The sequence below is a fragment of the Mesorhizobium sp. L2C084A000 genome (assembly GCF_000502875.1).
Lineage (GTDB): Bacteria > Pseudomonadota > Alphaproteobacteria > Rhizobiales > Rhizobiaceae > Mesorhizobium.
Window position 1 is genome coordinate 397,676 of sequence record NZ_AYWX01000009.1, and the last position, 17,192, is coordinate 414,867.

Below are 17,192 nucleotides of genomic sequence, written 5' to 3' on the forward strand. Positions count from 1 at the left end.
GCGATTCTGGTCAGGCGGGCTTCACCTGAACATTGGCAGGCCTCAGGGCAGACGGAATCTGTATTCCGTCACGTGGTGGTAGATCGCGCCCGGCCACAGCGTCGCCTGCGGGAAATAAGGCCGGTTCGGCGCGTCCGGCCAAATCTGCGGCTCCAGGCAGAAGCCGCAAAAAGCCTTGTAGTCGCGGCCTTCCAACCCGGTGCGCGGCGTCACGTACTGGCCGGTATAGAGCTGGACGCCCGGCTCAGTGGTCCAGACCTCCATCTCGACACCGGAACTGGCGCCTTGCGCCCATGCCGCCTGCTTGAGCGGCCCGCGTGCCGAAGCGAGGCAGAAATTCTGGTCGTAGGGCAGCTGTTCGCCCTCGGTCTCCATGCGCAGCGGCCGCGCCTGGCGGAAATCGAACGGCGTACCGTCAACCGGCTTGACCACGCCGGTCGGGATCATGTCGCCATCGACCGGCAGGTAGGCGCCGGCATTCAGCATCATCCTGTGGTCGAGAATGTCGCCGGCGCCGCCATCATCCAGGTTGAAATAGGAATGCTGGGTCAGATTGCACAGCGTCGGCTCCTCGCAGGTGGCGGTCAGCTCGACGCTGAGCGTGCCGGGGATCTTCAACCGGTAGGTGCAGGTGACATCGAGCGCGCCGGGAAAACCCATCGCGCCGTCGGGATCGTGCAACGTCAGCGTGACGAAATCCCTGCCATGCAGCGAAACCGTCCACGGCCTGTGGGAATAGCCTTGCGAGCCGCCATGCAGCGTATGCTTGTCGAGGAAGTTTTGCTCGGTCTGGTAGCGGCTGCCGGCGATGGTAAAGCGGCCGTCGCGGATGCGGTTGGCATAGCGGCCGACAACCGCTCCAAAGAAGCCCGTATCCGTCTCGTAGGCCGCCAGATTGTCGTAGCCAAGCACCAGCGGCGCATCGTGCCCGGTCAGGCGCAGATCCTGGATGATCGCGCCCAGACCGATGATGTTGGCGGTGATACCGCCGCCCCTGATCGTGAAGCGACGCACCGGCTCGCCTGCCTGCGTCGTGCCGAAAACCTCGCCGTCCTTCATCGCCATGCCCGTAAATGCCAGTTGATCCAGAAGACTTCGGCTGGTTTTCCCATGAGAGATGGGCAGGCTATCGGCCTGCTCATCTCCGGGATAGAATATCAGAGGCCGAGGCCGCCGATGCAGACATATTTGGTGTCGAGGTAATCCTCGATGCCCTGATGTCCGCCTTCCTTGCCGAGGCCGGATTCCTTAACGCCGCCGAACGGCGCCTCCGGCGTGGTGATGAGGCCTTCATTGACGCCGACCATGCCGTATTTCAGCCCTTCCATGACGCGGAAGGCGCGGCCGAGATCGCCGGTGTAGAAATAGCAGGCGAGGCCGAATTCGGTGTCGTTGGCGAGTGCTATCGCCTCCTCTTCGGTCTCGAACTTGAACACCGGTGCGACCGGGCCAAAGATCTCTTCCTTCATGAAGCGCATCTTGGGCGTCGCATTGGCAATGACCGTCGGCTGGAAGAACGAACCGCCGAGCGCATGGCGCTTGCCGCCGGCAACGATCTTGCCGCCCTTGGATGTGGCGTCGGCGATCAGTTCTTCGACCTTCTCGACCGCCTTCTCGTCGATCAGCGGCCCCTGCTGCACGCCGTCCTCGAGGCCGGAGCCGACCTTCAGCCCGTTGCTGGCGGCAGCGAGCTTCTCGACGAACTTGTCATAGACACCAGCCTGGACAAGGAAGCGGTTGGTGCAGACGCAGGTCTGGCCGGAATTGCGATACTTGGCGGTGATCGCACCAGCGACCGCACGCTCGAGGTCGGCGTCATCGAAGACAATGAACGGCGCGTTGCCACCGAGCTCCATCGACACTTTCTTGACGGTGACCGACGACTTCTGGATGAGAAGCTTGCCGACTTCGGTCGATCCGGTGAAGGTGATCTTCGACACCAGCGGATTGGCGCAGATCTCGTCGCCGATCTCGCTTGCCGAACCGGTCAGGATGTTGACGACGCCCTTGGGGAAGCCGACCTCCGCTGCGAGCGCACCCCAGGCGAGGCCCGAATATGGCGTCTGCGAGGCCGGCTTGACCACTGCGGTGCAGCCGGCGGCGAGCGCCGGGCCGAGCTTGCGGGCCAGCATCGAGGACGGGAAATTCCACGGCGTGATGGCGGCGATGACGCCGACCGGTTCCTTGGTCACCAGGATACGGCGATCCGCCCACGGCGACGGCACCACGTCGCCATAGGTGCGGCGGCCTTCCTCGGCGAACCACAATATATAGGCCGCGGCGGAGCCGATCTCGCCCTTCGATTCGAACAGCGACTTGCCCTGTTCGATGGTCAGCAGTTCGGCCAGCACGTCCTGATTGTCCATCATCGCGTCATGCAGCTTGCGCAGCAGCTTCGAGCGCTCGAGCGCGGTCGTCTTGCGCCAGGTCTTGAAAGCTTCCGCGGCGGCTTCGATGGNGCGCAGCAGCTTCGAGCGCTCGAGCGCGGTCGTCTTGCGCCAGGTCTTGAAAGCTTCCGCGGCGGCTTCGATGGCGCGGCGGGTCTCGGCTTTGCCCGACTTCGGCACGGTGCCGATCTTGAGACCGGTGGCCGGGTTGTTGACGTCGACCGTCTGGCCGCTGTCGGCCTGCACCCATTCGCCGTTGATGAGATTGGCCTGCCGCATGAAATGGCTGGTTTTCTGAAGCATGGTCTATCCTCCGTTCGGCGCGCTGACGGGCCGGTCTGTGAAATCTTCGGTGAGCGTGCGCCATGGACTGAAGCCGGCACGCCGGAGCCACTGCTCTTTACCGAGGGCAAGGCCCGCAAGCAATCGCAAGATGGCATATAGGGGTTGGACCAGCCAGAGGCGAGAGCAGGCCGGACATATGCCGTGCCGATCGCTGGCCGCACTATCTGACTATCGACATATCCTATCCGAAAACGTGGAGCACCACCGTCAGCCAGAAGGCGGTTGTAACAACCGCGCTCGCCGTGGCGATTGTCATCTGGTTCGACGCCAGCGCCTGGCCGGTGTTGAACTGCACGGCGATGAGATAGGAATTGATGCCGGATGGTAGCGCCGCCACCACCACCGCCACTTTGGCCGTCAATGGCGGCAGGCCAAGCAGCCAGACCAGACCGAGAACCAGAGCCGGCATCAGGAACAATTTCAGCACCGAAAGCGCCAGAGCCGGCCGGACATTGCCGGAGATACCGAAGCGGCGCAGGCTGAGGCCCATGGCGAACAGCGCCACTGGCCCGGCAGTGTCAGCCAGCGCATCGACCAGCCGCGTGGCAAGGTTCGGCAGCGGCGCGCCGGTTAGGCGCCATGCCAGCCCGGCCAGGATGCCGATGATCAGGGGATTGGTGAACAGTCTTCTCAGAAAGCTCTGGATGATGCGCAGCGGGTGTACGGGCTCGCTGCCACCGCGGCCAAATATCTCGAACATGATGATCGACGCCATCATCATGGTCGGCAGATGCACGGAAACGAGCAGCGACAGCACTTCGAATCCGCTGGACCCGAAAGATCGGAAGAGCGTCGTGTAGNGGCCAAATATCTCGAACATGATGATCGACGCCATCATCATGGTCGGCAGATGCACGGAAACGAGCAGCGACAGCACTTCGAATCCGCTGGACCCGAATACGCCGAGAACGAAGGGAATGCCCAGCAACACCACATTCGAGAAGGACGACGACACTCCACCGACGATACCTGTGCGTGCGTCCCGCCCGAAGATTCGCGTCGTCACCAGATGGCCGGCAGCCCATGTCATTGCAACCGCGGTGAAGTAAGCGCCCCACAGCGACCATGGCGCCACGCCATGGAAATCGGAATTCACCATCGTCCGAAACAGCAGCAGCGGCATCGCCACGTTGATGGCGAATTCGGAGATGCCGTCCCCGCTGGCCGGCTTTAGATAGCCGGTGAGCCCGGTGAGATAGCCGAGCGCGACGAGGCTGAAGACGAAAAGAACGGTTTCGGTGAGCGGCGACATTTTTCAGGGATAGGCGAGCCACGGCCGCGGCGCAATCGCGCCCGAATTTGATCATGCCCTAATTTGATCATGGCCAAATTTGATCATGGTCCATTGGCAGCGTTATAGAGGGCTTGGATCATCAGGGCGGATGCGAACGACAAATGACCTTTGTCGAAACCTCGAAGCTTAATCTTTTGCGGCGGGCATGGCTGACGGCTTTCATCGCCGCACTGCTTTGCCTTGCCGCGACCGCGCTTGCAGTTGCCGAGACAAAAAGCCTTAAGGGCGTGGCGCTGATCATCGGCCAGTCGAATTACCTGCACATCGCCGCCCTGCCCAACCCCGCCAACGACGCCCGCGACATGGCCAAGATGCTGACCGACCTTGGCTTCGACGCCCGCAGCGTCACCGACCGCGACGCCACCAAGCTGAAGCGCGACCTGGAGCGGTTCACCGAAGATGCCGACGGCGCCGATGTCGCCTTCATCTACTACTCCGGTCATGGCATCGAGGCCGGCGGCGAAAACTATCTGGTTCCGGTCGATGCCGACGTCCCGTCGCTGAAGGATGCCGGCACCAGCCTTGTGCCGATATCGGCCGTCATGGAGGCATTGAAAAAGACAGTGCCGGTGACGATCATGCTGCTCGACGCCTGCCGCACCAATCCATTCCCCGCCGATGCCATGGTCCGGCGCTCACCGACCGCTTCCGCCTCGCCCATCGGCGCCGGCGGCTTGGAGCCGGTGCGCGGCGCGAAGGCGCTCGGCAATGCGCCGGCGGCCGACGCGAGCCTGGGTACGGTGGTCGGCTTTGCCGCAGAACCGGGTCGTCCGGNCAGACGTGTGCTCTTCCGATCTAAACAGCGCCCTTGGGTCAATGAAAGCCTGCGCCGGCTGCTCTATTTCGGCGTCGCGCCAGCGGAGCCGACCGGCGACGACGGACTGATCACAGGCGAGAGGCGCCAGCTCCTGCTGACGATTTCCGACCTGCCCGACCCGAAACGGGCGCAGGTGGAACTGGCCTCGCTGCAGGAAGGCGTGCCGCTCGATGCGCTTTATGGCGTGCTGAAAGCGCTCGGCACGGAAAAGATCCCGGAAGATCCGACCGACCTGCAAAAGGTGCTCGACGCCCAGGCCGAGCGCCTGAGGAAGATGATGTCCGAGCGTGCAGCGCTTCGCACCGACGATCCGGAGATCAAACGGCTTGTCGGCTCCGCCGACAAGGCGATCGGCCAGGGCGCCATCGTGACGGCGCGTAAATTCCTCGACGATGCCGTCGGCCGGATCGAACAGACCAACGACGCGGTCGATGAAGCCGAGGATCTCGTCAAGCAGAAGCGTCTTGCCGATGCCGCGATCTATGCCAGGCGCGCCGATGCTTCGGGGCTGGTCTTCGATTACAAATCCGCTGCCGGCGACTATGCCAAGGCGTTTTCGCTGGCCGGAAAATGGGACGACAAGCTGCGCTGGAACTACAAGAACCAGGAAGCCGAGGCGCTCAACGCCTACGGCTACGCCACCGGCGACCTCGATGCGCTGCAGCACTCCATTGAGGCCTATCGCACCATCCTGAACTTCATCCCCAATGGCGAACAGAATCGCGACTGGGCCATCACCCGCAACAACATGGCGGTGGTCCTGCAGACCATCGGCGAGCGCGAGACGGAGACCGCGCGCCTTGAGGAGGCAGCCCGGATCTTTCGCGATTCGCTTGCCGTGTTCGAGCGCGAGAAGGACGATCTCAACTGGGCCGCAGCGCAGAACAATCTGGCCAATGTGCTGTTGAAGATCGGCGAACGCGAGAGCGACCCGAAACGCCTGAACGAGGCGGTGGTGGCGATGCGCGCCACACTCGAAAAACGCCCGCGCGACAAGGTCCCGCGCGACTGGGCCGCTTCGCAGAACAATCTCGGCCTGGCACTCTATGCGCTTTCCGAGCGCGAGGCCGCCGGCGAACATCTGACGCAAGCCGAGGCGGCCTACCGGCTGGCACTTGAGGAATACACACGCGAAAAGGCGCCGGTTGAATGGGCCATGGTCGAGAACAATCTCGGCAACACGCTGGTGTCGCTCGGCATTCAGCTCAACGACAAGGCGAAGATAAACGAGGCGGCCAACGCGTTCCGTGCCGCGCTTGAAGTGCGAACCCGTGAAACCTTCCCCGTCTCATGGGCGACCAGCAGGCTCAACCTCGGCAACGCGCTGAGCGGTGTCGCCCGTTTCGATATGGGCACCGGCGCGCTTGAAGAGGCCGCGGCCGCCTATGATGATGCACTGACGGTCTTTACCCGGCAGCGTTTCCCGATGGACTGGGCGTCGGCGCAGAACAATCTCGGTTCGATCTACCAGACGCTTGGCCAGCGCACCCGCGACGCGGCCAAGCTGGAGCAGTCGGCCGCGGCCTTCCGGGCGGCCCGGCAGGTCTATGTCAGACGGAAATTCCCTCTCGACTGGGCAATGAGCCACTACAATCTCGGCAACACGCTGCAGCTCCTCGGCGGCGTCACCGACAAGCCGGAACATTATGGTGAAGCCATTGCCGCCTACCGCGATGCGTTGCGCGAGTACAAGCGCGAGACGAACCCCCGCCAATGGGCGCTGGCCCAGGCCGGCCTCGGCTCGACGCTGCACTGGCTGAGCATGAGCAATGCCGACTCCAGGACGCTGCTTGAGTCCATAGCGGCCCGCCGAGCAGCCCTCGAAGTACTCACCGTCGACGCGGCACCAGTCGACTGGGCCAACGCCCAGAACGGCATCGGCATGAGCCTGCTCAACCTCGGCAATCTCGAACGCACCGGCAAATACCTCGGTGATGCCGAGGCCGCCTTCGCGGCCACGCTGAAGGTATTCACCAGGGAAAGCCTGCCCATGCAATGGGCCTTCGCGCAGAACAATCTCGGTGACGTCAGCTGGAACCGAGCCAGCTATGGCGGGGGCAAGGCCGAATATCAAAAGGCGATCGAATTCTTCGAGAACGCCAAGCAGGGCTTTACCGAAGCCGGCTACACAATCCCCATCCCGCTCACCGACCAGAAGATCGATCTGGTGAAGAAGCAGATGGCGAAGAAGTAGGTCTACGCATCCCGCCGACCGCGCCTTGTCTTTCGGCTGGCTTTACCGTCCCTATATGTCCCGTCACCGGAACCCATTGCCGGGAACCGGAGAAGGATAGCGGATGATTCGATTTGCCTTGGCGTTGTTCCTGTTTCTTATTCCCGGCGTGGCCCACGCCACGGATGCAGGCTGGGCGCTGCTGCGCGATGGCGGACATGTCGTGCTGCTGCGCCATGCCATGGTCACCGGCACCACCGACCCGGCCAATTTCGACATCGACAGTTGCGCCACCCAGATGAACCTGTCGGCCCGTGGCAAGCAACAGGCGAGCAAGATCGGCGCTCTGTTTGCCGCCCGTGCGGCACCGATCGAGCGCGTGTTGTCCAGCCGCTATTGCCGCTGCCTCGATACTGCCCGCATCGCCTTCGAGGCCGAGCCGGAGCTGTTTGCTCCGCTCGATCTCCTGAAGGGCGACGAGGCGCAGAAAGCCGCGCAGATCGCGGCGATCCTGAAAGAAATCCGCGCCTATTCCGGCTCCGACAATCTGGTCATGGTCACCCATCTGGAAGACATCGTGGCGCTGACCGGCATCTCGCCGCGCGAAGGCGAGGCCGTGGTCGTGGAGCCGCAGGGCGATAGCCTGCGCGTGCTCGGCCGCGTCACCTTCTGAGCTCCCTGCGCGCGATCGCTGACGTCGAAAGCGGTGTTGCCGAAATGCCACCGCCGCAAGAAGCCGCAAATCCGCCACGACAATGCCGCTTGCGACAACCCGTCGCAGGGGCTATAGGCGCGCTCCCGGTCACGAGAACCGAAGCGAGCACAACGGTTGGAGCTTTCGCCTCCGCCCGTGCAGGCGGCTTTGCCGCCCTGTATACGGCGCCGCTTTGGGGATTGGGATCGCGGATGTAGCTCAGCGGGAGAGCGCCGGATTTGGGTCCGGAGGTCGGGGGTTCAATTCCCTTCATCTGCACCACGGATAGCTCAGTTTGGTTAGAGCATCAGATTGTTAATCTGACTGTCGAAGGTTCGATTCCTTCTCCATTGGCCTGAAAAGCCATCCGAAAAACGGTCAGGGGACTGGAATGCGAAAGACTGAACGGATGGCCCAAGCCCTCGGGCGCGGATCATCCCAAGCGTCTTTCGCCATCGGCTCGCGGCCAGGCCCGCGGTGACGATCAAGGCGCAGTGTCGCCGGCAAAGGAAGCTCGGCCTCCGGCGCCCGCTTCGCTGCCCCGCGATCCGCTCCCGAAGGCCCGCCACGGATTGATGCCACCAGTCCCCGGATCATTCGTGCCCGGACGATGACGCAAGACGACGATGTGAAACGAGAAACGAAAGGAACGATCGACGCATGACTTGACGCCTCGCATGTGGCCATGCCCGACAGGAGTGAAACAATGACAATTCTCGACAAGGTTCTTGGACGCGAGCGCGTCCTCGTAAAGGAAAACGAACGTGCCCTCACCCTCCACAAGGGTGAGATCAAGACTGTCCTGCTGCCGGGCGAACATTGGCTCGCCAACCGGCGCGGCAGCCTTGAAGTGTCCCGGCACGATCTGAAGAACCCGGAATTCGTTTCGGCATACGAGAAGGCGTTGTTCGACAAGCTCCCGGATGTGGCCGCGCGTCATTTCACCGTCGTTCGCACCGGGCGCACGGATGTCGCCATCATCGAGCGTGACGGCAATCTGCACGCCGTTCTGGCGCCGGACCGCAAGCTCGTGCTGTGGACGGATGCCGGTCCGTGGAAGGTGACGCTGATCGACACATCGGTCGATCTCGCCATCGATGCGGCGGTCATGCGCCGGCTCGGCCAGGCCCGGAAGGCGGAATTGATGTCCGTCCACCCGGTCGTCGACGGTCAGGCCGGACTGCTGTTCATCGACGGTGTCCTGGTCAGGACGCTGACGGCGGGCGTGCATGGCTTCTGGAACGTCGGACGCATGGTGCAGATCAAGGTCGTCGACCTCAAGCGCCAGTCGCTCGACGTTGCCGGGCAGGAAGTGCTGACCAAGGATCGCGTGACGATCCGCGTCAACATCGCAGCCGAATACCGGGTCGTCGATCCTGTCAAGGCGGTGAGCATGGTGAAGGACTTCTCCGAAGCCCTTTACCGCGCCCTGCAGTACGCCTTCCGCAAGACCCTTGGCGCGCTGACACTCGATCAGATCCTTGAAAAGAAGGTGACGATCGACGAAGAAGCCGCTGGCAAGGTCCGCGCTGATATGGCCGAGATCGGGGTGGAGGTCAGCGATATCGCCCTCAAGGATGTCATCCTGCCGGGCGAGATGCGCGAGATCCTCAACCAGGTGGTGTCGGCCGAAAAGCAGGCCGAGGCCAACATCATCCGTCGCCGCGAGGAGACGAACGCGACGCGTTCCCTCCTCAACACGGCCAGGGTGATGGCGGAAAACCCGGTGATGCTGCGGTTGAAGGAGCTTGAGGCTCTGGAAACCATCGCCGGCAAGGTCGAGCGGCTGACCGTCCACAACGGAACGGGCGGGCTGCTGAACGATCTGGTCAAGCTCCGCGACAGCTGATGCATGTCGCCCAAAGTGGTTCCGGTTTGGGAAAACGGCATGCCTCGAAACAAAGGCTGACGTAGCGTCAACAAGAAGGGCCGCCGGGTAAACCGGCGGCCTTCTTGCGTTTTCCAGACACCCTACCCATCTGCGCCCGGCGTATCAGCCCTTTTCCTGCCGGGAAAAACCGATTAGACAGCGCCCAAACAAGATGCGGACAGATTCCGCCCGCAACCGAAGGAAAAGCCCTTGTCCACCACGTTCGACAAAGTCGCCAAGATCATTGCCGACACCAGCGAGATCGATATCGAAACCATCANCGAGGGCGAAGCGGTGGTGGTCGAGCCGCAGGGCGATGGCTTGCGCGTGCTCGGCCGCGTCACGTTCTGAGAAAGCCAGTGGTCAAGCTCCGTGAAAACTAAGCTGACGTGACGTCAACTGGAAGGGCCGCCGGCTTGTCGGGCGGCCCTTCTTGTCTTCACGGGAGGGCCATCCCATCTGCGCCCCGCGTATCAGCCCTTTTCCTGCCGGGAAAAACCGATTAGACAGCGCCCAAACCAGATGCGGACAGATTCCGCCCGCAACCGAAGGAAGAGCCCTTGTCCACCACGTTCGACAAAGTCGCCAAGATCATTGCCGACACCAGCGAGATCGATATCGAAACCATCACGCCCGAGAGCCACACGATCGACGATCTCGGCATCGACAGCCTCGATTTCCTCGACATCGTCTTCGCCATCGACAAGGAATTCGGCATCAAGGTGCCGCTGGAAAAATGGACCCAGGAAGTCAATGACGGCAAGGCTTCGACCGACGATTACTTCGTCATGAAGAACCTGTGCGCCAAGATCGACGCACTGGTTGCCGCCAAGACCGCCTGACTTCGGTTGAGCGCGTGATCTTGACGCGCCCTGCCGCCTGACCCACAAAGCCGCTCATGAGCAGCCCCCGCGACGTCGTCATCACTGGTATCGGCCTTGTCTCCTCGCTGGGGGAAGGTCCGGACGCCCATTGGCAGAAGCTCGCGCAGCCGGGCCTGGAACCGGTGCTCGAAGCGGCGCGCTTTGCACCCTATACCGTCCATCCATTGCCGGAGATCGACTGGAACCTGCAGATCGCCAAACGCGGCGATCAGCGCCAGATGGAAACCTGGCAGAGGCTCGGCACCTATGCCGCAGGCCTGGCGCTGGACGACGCCGGCATCAAAGGCAATGACGAACTCTGCACGACCATGGACATGGTCGTGGCCGCAGGCGGCGGCGAACGCGACGAGGCAGTCGATGCCGCCATTCTCGCCGCTTCGGAAAACCGCAACGACCGCGATGTGCTGCTCAACGAGAAATTGACCACCGAATTGCGGCCGACATTGTTCCTGGCCCAGCTTTCCAATCTGCTCGCCGGCAACATCTCCATCGTCCACAAGGTGACGGGCTCATCCAGAACCTTCATGGGCGAGGAAGGTGCCGGTGTCGCCGCCGTCGAGACAGCAGCCGCGCGCATCCGCTCCGGCCAGTCGACGCACATCCTGGTTGGCGGCGCCTTCCAGACCGAACATTCCGACATGCTGCTCGGCTATGAACTCGCCGGCTATTTGCATCGCGGCCCGTGGAGGCCGGTCTGGCAAAGACAGGGGGCTGAGGGCGGCGGCGTCGTGACTGGATCCGGCGGTGCCTTCCTGGTGCTGGAGCAGCGCGAACACGCGATGAGCCGCGGCCGCAAGATCTATGCCGAGCTTGGGCCGGTCGTCTCCGGCCGCGCCAGGCGCCCACGGGGAGAACTCGACGCCGAGATCGCCGCACTGCTCAAGCAGGCTGCAATGCCGAACGGCAAATTGCTGGCCCTGTCGGGCGCGTCGGGCGCCCATACGGCAACCATCGCCGAGAAAGCCGCGCTCGACGCCAATCCGGCGATTGCCGCGCGCGGTTTCTCGACGCTGACCGGACACATGAAGGAAGCACAGTTTCCCTTCGCTGTGGCACTGGCGGCGCTGGCCGTCGATCGCAAGGCCGCCTACCCTGTTTTTGATGCCGCAGCCGAGAAGCCGTTCGAAGGGGTTCCCGCAACCGTCCTTGCAACGGCGATCGGCTATCACCAATTCGAGGGCATGGCGCTCGTCAACGCCGCCTGAGGCGGTGGTCCACGATCCATGCCGCAACGATAGACGATCGAGGGCTACCGCATGGCCAATTTGAACGATCATATGGGCAGGCCGATCGTTGCCGTCACCGGCATCGGCGTGGTGACCTCGCTTGGCGTCGGCAAGGCCGATAATTGGGCGGCGCTGACCTCGGGCAAGTCGGGCATCCACCCGATTACCCGTTTTCCGGTCGATCATCTCAACACCCGCATCTCCGGCATGGTCGACTTCCTGCCATCGAGCTCGAAGGGCTCCAGCCACCTCACCTATGAACTGGCGGAAACCGCCGCGCGTGAGGCCGTGGCCGAATCCGGCCTCGATTCCGGTGATTTCGGTGGTCCTCTCTTCCTCGCTTCACCGCCGGTCGAACTCGACTGGCACGACCGCTTCGCGCTCTACAATTCCAACAAACTGGACTCCGGCGGCGAACGGCTGCTGCGGGTGGCGCGCGGATTGAAGGAACTAGACATTTTCGAGACCACGCAGTTCGGCTCGATCGCCGACCGGCTTGCCGACCGTTTCGGCACACGCGGGCTGCCGATCACGCTGTCGACCGCTTGCGCTTCCGGCGCCACCGCCATCCAGCTCGGTGTCGAGGCGATCCGCCGCGGCGAATGCGACCGGGCGCTGTCGATCGGCGCCGACGGTTCGGCAACCGCCGAGGCGCTGATCCGCTTCTCGCTGCTGTCGGCGCTGTCGACCCACAACGACATTCCCGAAAAGGCGTCAAAACCCTTCTCCAAGGAGCGCGACGGCTTTGTGCTGGCCGAGGGCTCCGGCGCTCTCGTGCTGGAATCGCTGGAAGCCGCGATGGCGCGCGGCGCCACGATTCTTGGCATCCTGCGCGGCTGCGGCGAAAAGGCGGACGATTTCCACCGCACCCGCTCGAAGCCGGACGCTTCGCCGGCGATCGCGGCGGTCCGTGCTGTGCTTGCCGATGCCGGCTTGAGCGAAGACGAGATCGACTACGTGAACGCTCACGGCACTTCGACGCCCGAAAACGACAAGATGGAGCATCTGTCGCTGTCGACCGTGTTCGGCGAGCGGATCGGCTCGATGCCGGTTTCGTCGAACAAATCGATGATCGGCCACACGCTGTCGGCGGCGGGCGCCGTCGAGGCGGCGTTCTCGCTGATGACGATGCGCGAAAGCGTCATTCCGCCGACCATCAACTATGACAATCCCGACCCCGCGATCGTGCTCGACGTGGTGCCGAACAAGAAGCGCAATGCCGAGGTTCGCACCGTTCTGTCGAACTCCTTCGGCTTCGGCGGCCAGAACACTTGCCTTGTCATGGCGCGGGAACCGGTCTAAGCGACCTTTTTCAGCCAGACCGAAACCGACAGGCCCAATGCGCGCATTGCAACTTATCGAGGACCGCCGTCTTGAAACGGTGGACCTGCCGCCCCCCTCACCGCCGGCACTTGGCGAAGTCACGCTGCGCATCAAGGCGGTGGCGCTGAACCATATCGACGTCTGGGGCTGGCGCGGCATGGCCTTCGCCAAGCGCAAGCTGCCTCTGGTCGTCGGCGCCGAAGCCTCCGGCGAGGTCGAGGCGGTAGGCCCCGGCGTTTCCAGCCTGCTGCCCGGACAATTGGTATCGATCTACGGCGCGCGCACCTGCGGCCTCTGCCGAGCCTGCCGCGAAGGCCACGACAACCTCTGTGAACATGTTTCGGGTGTGCACGGTTTCCATCTCGACGGTTTCGCGCAAGAGAAGATCAACCTGCCGGCTCGCCTGCTGGTCCCTGCCCCGCCCGGCGTGACCGACATCGGCGCGGCGGTCGCGCCCGTCACCTTCGGCACGGTCGAGCACATGCTATTCGACAACGCCAGGCTACAGCCCGGCGAGACGATCCTTATCCATGCCGGCGGATCCGGCATCGGCTCGGCGGCCATCCAGCTGGCCAGGCGGATGGGCTGCACCATCATCACCACGGTCGGCTCCAACGACAAGATCGACAAGGCCAAGGCGCTCGGCGCCGACCATGTCATCAACTACCGCGACGACCGTTTCGAGGGCGTCGTGCGCAAGCTGACCAAGAAGAAGGGCGTCGATGTCGTCTTCGAACATGTCGGCGCCGACACTTTTGCCGCCTCGATGTTGTGCCTGAAGCGTGGCGGCCGCCTGGTGACCTGCGGTTCGACTTCCGGCGTGTCGACGCAGATCAACCTCATGCAGCTGTTCCAGCAGCAATTGAAACTGCTTGGCTCCTTTGGCTGCCGCATGGAGAACATGGCAGACGCCATGCAGAAAATGGCGGCGGGACAGGTCGCACCTGTCATCGATACCGAAGTCGACTTCGACGGTATAGATGCCGCGCTGAAGCGCATGGAAGGCCGCGACGTGTTCGGCAAGATCATCCTGCGCGTCGGCTAGAGCCTTGACCTCTGTGTTCAAGAAGTTCCGCCGGGATCTAAAATTTCGTTACGGCAGGCAACTGCGCCAGCTCAATTACTGGCTGGTGGCGCGGGCGGCGATGATGATCATCTCGGTCCTGCGTCTGCTGCCGGCCGACAGTGCGCTGAATTTCGCCGACCGCGTCGCACGCCTGGTCGGCCCCCGGGTGGGACGCCATCAGGTTGCCGTCGACAATCTGCGCAAGGCCTATCCGAAAAAGAACGAGGCCGAAATCCAGGAGATCGCCTCCGACATGTGGGGCAACATGGCCCGTCTTGCCGCGGAATACATCTTTCTCGACGCCCTCTTCGACTATGACCCCACGGCCAGCAAGCCCGGCCGCATCGAGGTCAAGGGAGCGGACCACTTCCTCGAAATCGCTGCCGAACAGAAGCCGCATATCGTCTTTACCGGCCATCTCGGCAATTTCGAATTGCTGCCTGTCGCGGCGGCGACCTTCGGCATGAACATCACGGCGCTGTTTCGGCCGCCCAACAATCCTTATCTTGCCGACTACATCCTCTCGACGCGCCGCTCGACCATGGGCTCGTTGCTGCCATCGATGGCCGGTGCCTCATTCGCCTTGGCCGGGGTCCTGGAGAACGGCGGCAACATCGGCATCCTTGTCGACCAGAAATTCTCCAATGGACTGGATACGACGTTCTTCGGCCGTCCGTGCCAGAGCAATCGGGTGCTGGCCACCCTTGCCCGTCACTATGACTGCGACGTCTATCCGGCGCGCTGCATCAGGCTGCCAGGCAACCGCTTCCGGCTCGAAATCGAGGACAAGCTGACATTGCCGCGCACCGCTGACGGCAGCGTCGATGTCCACGCCACCACCCAGCGTCTCAACGATGTCGTCGAACGCTGGGTGCGAGAAGATCCCGGCCAGTGGATGTGGTTCCACAAAAGGTGGGAGATCAGCGGCGGGCGTCGAAAGCGGCCCTCGCAGGCAAAAGCGGTCCCAAACGCTTAAACAGAACTGCTGGCGAGGGTGTTAGCCCTGCGCCAGCCGACAACAGCGAACCTGAATCTCTTCAGTTCGTCACGACAATCCGCGTATTGCCGAAGCCGGCTTGCCGAACCATCGCATAGAAGGCGGCGGCGTTGGTCGGGTGCAAGCGCACACAGCCATGCGATGCCGGGCGCCCGAGCTGCCTCACCGCGCCGGTGCCGTGAATGGCATAGCCGCCGCGGAAGAACACGGAATGAGGCATCGGCGACATGTCGTATTTGCGCGAATACCACATCCGCGCCGTCCGTTGCGGCCGATAGCTGCCGCGCGGGGTAATGTAGCCTTTGCGCGCGGTGGAGACGCTCCACCGGTAAACCGACGCACCATATCTGACGGTCATCGTCTGCGACGACACGTCAATATTTGCAACGAGGCTGGCTGCCCAGCCCTGCCCCGAAGCACCGAACAGCATCGCAACAAACACGGCTGCCATGAGAACTGTCTTTTTCATGCGATCAAACCCCTTTGATTGCCCCTAACCTGTCTGCCCTCAAATTGTCTTTCATCTTTTTAATGGCAGATGAACGGGCTAACACACACACCTTGACCAATTCGCCAATCCAAAGCAGCGAATTTGAACGATTTCCCGCAATAGTTGCCGCAACGACACGCCGCCCAGGCTCGATCACCAACGGGCTTGCAAAACCGCTGAGATCGCTGCTCAACTCTGGGTATGAACGAGCGACTCCTCCGGGCAATCGATGACAGGCGCGACGATGTCGTCGCGCTGACCACTGAGCTGATCCGTTTTCCGACCATCAATCCACCCGGCGAGGCCTATCGGCCATGCGCCGAATATCTCGGCGCGCGGCTGAAGAAGAGCGGTTTCGAGACCGAATTCATCCGCGCAGAAGGCACGCCCGGCGACACCGACCGCTACCCGCGCGTCAATGTCGTTGCCCGTTTCGACGGAAGATCGTCAGGCGCCTGCGTCCACTTCAACTCACACATCGACGTGGTCGAAGCTGGCGACGGCTGGACCGTCGATCCTTTTGCCGGCATCGTCAAAGACGGCAAGGTCTACGGCCGCGGCGCCTGCGACATGAAGGGCGGTCTTGCCGCCTCGATCGTCGCAGCCGAAGCCTTCCTGGAAGTCTTCCCCGATTTTCCCGGCGCCATCGAAATATCCGGCACGGTCGACGAGGAGTCCGGTGGTTTCGGCGGCGTCGCCCATTTGGCCAGGCTCGGCTATTTCTCGAAGCCCAGGGTCGACCATGTCATCATTCCCGAGCCGCTGAACAAGGACCGCATCTGTCTCGGTCATCGCGGTGTCTGGTGGGCGGAGATCGAGACCAAGGGCGAGATCGCGCACGGCTCGATGCCGTTTCTCGGCGACAATGCCGTACGTCACATGGGCGCCGTGCTGAGGGCTTTCGAGGACGAGCTGTTCCCCGCACTCGACCGCAAGATGACGCGCATGCCGGTCGTGCCCGAAGGGGCAAAACGCTCGACCATGAACATCAATTCGATCCATGGCGGCCAGACCGAGGACTTCCGGCCCGGCCTGCCGTCGCCCAACGTGCCCGACTCCTGCCGGCTGACCATCGACCGCCGTTTCCTGCTGGAGGAAGATCTCGACACCGTCAAAGGCGAAGTGACCGGTATTCTCGACCGGCTAAAGCGCGAGCGGACAAAATTCGACTACGAAATCCGCGACCTGATGGAAGTGCTGCCGCTGATGACCGAGCGCGACGCCCCGGTGGTCAAGGCGGTTGCGCAAGGCATAATGGCGATCTTCGACCGCGAACCCGACTACGTCATTTCGCCCGGCACCTACGACCAGAAGCACATAGCCCGCATCGGCCATATCTATGATTGCATTGCCTATGGGCCGGGCATTCTCGACCTCGCCCATCGGCCGGACGAATGGGTCGGCATATCGGACATGGTAGAATCGGCCAAGGTGATGGCAATAGGGCTCAACGTGCTGCTGCGCGGCACAGCCACGGAATAAGGTGCGCACCGCGACAAGCTTCGACCTGCCGATGCGGTCGCCAGGACAAAAAGATTCCCGGCCACGCCAATGGGCAGAACGAAACGCAATTTACTCCGTGGCGAAATCACGCTTCTATCGCCCGGGTTCGAGCACGTGTCTGAA

Annotated in this window: 13 protein-coding genes and 2 tRNA genes; 11 read left to right on the top strand and 4 right to left on the bottom strand. The window is 62.7% G+C overall.

The features are described 5' to 3' along the window. Positions 1–42: 42 nt before the first annotated feature. The 3 genes from X735_RS146260 to X735_RS1000000169885 form a co-directional block, all read right to left on the bottom strand. Positions 43–1,065: an aldose epimerase family protein gene (locus X735_RS146260; RefSeq protein ID WP_023812255.1), complete on the bottom strand. Its 1,023-nt coding sequence runs from the start codon at positions 1,063–1,065 to the stop codon at positions 43–45. A 92-nt stretch (positions 1,066–1,157) separates the two neighbouring features. Continuing rightward, a complete protein-coding gene (locus X735_RS146255; RefSeq protein WP_023812256.1) occupies positions 1,158–2,690 on the bottom strand; it encodes an NAD-dependent succinate-semialdehyde dehydrogenase in 1,533 nt (510 codons plus the stop codon). A 223-nt stretch (positions 2,691–2,913) separates the two neighbouring features. Then, positions 2,914–3,984, bottom strand: coding sequence for an AEC family transporter (locus tag X735_RS1000000169885; protein WP_023812257.1), 1,071 nt, complete (start codon positions 3,982–3,984; stop codon positions 2,914–2,916). Between the two features lie 143 nt (positions 3,985–4,127). On the opposite strand from X735_RS1000000169885, the gene X735_RS146250 reads away from it, so the two are divergent. The 10 genes from X735_RS146250 to X735_RS146205 all read left to right on the top strand — a co-directional run bounded on the left by X735_RS146250 (position 4,128) and on the right by X735_RS146205 (position 15,055). Beyond that, complete coding sequence (locus tag X735_RS146250; RefSeq protein WP_023812258.1) at positions 4,128–7,037, top strand: caspase domain-containing protein; 2,910 nt, start codon at positions 4,128–4,130, stop codon at positions 7,035–7,037. Positions 7,038–7,140: 103 nt separating this feature from the next. Beyond that, positions 7,141–7,689 (top strand): histidine phosphatase family protein, encoded by a 549-nt coding sequence (locus X735_RS146245; RefSeq protein WP_023812259.1) that lies wholly within the window; start codon positions 7,141–7,143, stop codon positions 7,687–7,689. 229 nt (positions 7,690–7,918) lie between these two features. Beyond that, positions 7,919–7,992 (top strand) — tRNA-OTHER (locus tag X735_RS146240). Between the two features lie 2 nt (positions 7,993–7,994). After that, positions 7,995–8,064 (top strand) — tRNA-Asn (locus X735_RS146235). A 352-nt stretch (positions 8,065–8,416) separates the two neighbouring features. Beyond that, positions 8,417–9,559, top strand: a complete 1,143-nt coding sequence (locus tag X735_RS146230; RefSeq protein WP_023812260.1) for a slipin family protein — start codon at positions 8,417–8,419, stop codon at positions 9,557–9,559. 581 nt (positions 9,560–10,140) lie between these two features. Further along, positions 10,141–10,422 carry an acyl carrier protein gene (locus tag X735_RS146225; RefSeq protein ID WP_006203389.1) on the top strand — a complete coding sequence of 94 codons (282 nt, stop codon included), beginning with the start codon at positions 10,141–10,143 and terminating at the stop codon, positions 10,420–10,422. A 56-nt stretch (positions 10,423–10,478) separates the two neighbouring features. Continuing rightward, positions 10,479–11,669 carry a beta-ketoacyl-ACP synthase gene (locus X735_RS146220; RefSeq protein WP_023812262.1) on the top strand — a complete coding sequence of 397 codons (1,191 nt, stop codon included), beginning with the start codon at positions 10,479–10,481 and terminating at the stop codon, positions 11,667–11,669. A gap of 51 nt (positions 11,670–11,720) precedes the next feature. Next, positions 11,721–12,992: a beta-ketoacyl-ACP synthase gene (locus X735_RS146215; RefSeq protein ID WP_023812263.1), complete on the top strand. Its 1,272-nt coding sequence runs from the start codon at positions 11,721–11,723 to the stop codon at positions 12,990–12,992. A gap of 37 nt (positions 12,993–13,029) precedes the next feature. Next, the gene (locus X735_RS146210) at positions 13,030–14,058 is read left to right on the top strand and encodes a zinc-binding dehydrogenase (RefSeq protein ID WP_023812264.1); all 1,029 of its coding nucleotides are present in this window, start codon (positions 13,030–13,032) and stop codon (positions 14,056–14,058) included. 13 nt (positions 14,059–14,071) lie between these two features. After that, positions 14,072–15,055, top strand: coding sequence for a lipid A biosynthesis lauroyl acyltransferase (locus X735_RS146205; protein WP_023812265.1), 984 nt, complete (start codon positions 14,072–14,074; stop codon positions 15,053–15,055). Positions 15,056–15,116: 61 nt separating this feature from the next. Here the strand turns inward: X735_RS146205 and X735_RS146200 are convergent, their stop codons facing one another. Next, positions 15,117–15,545, bottom strand: coding sequence for a L,D-transpeptidase (locus tag X735_RS146200; RefSeq protein WP_023812266.1), 429 nt, complete (start codon positions 15,543–15,545; stop codon positions 15,117–15,119). A 222-nt stretch (positions 15,546–15,767) separates the two neighbouring features. Here X735_RS146200 and X735_RS146195 point away from each other — a divergent pair, with 222 nt between their 5' ends. Continuing rightward, the gene (locus tag X735_RS146195; protein ID WP_023812267.1) at positions 15,768–17,048 is read left to right on the top strand and encodes an acetylornithine deacetylase/succinyl-diaminopimelate desuccinylase family protein; all 1,281 of its coding nucleotides are present in this window, start codon (positions 15,768–15,770) and stop codon (positions 17,046–17,048) included. Positions 17,049–17,192 lie beyond the last annotated feature (144 nt).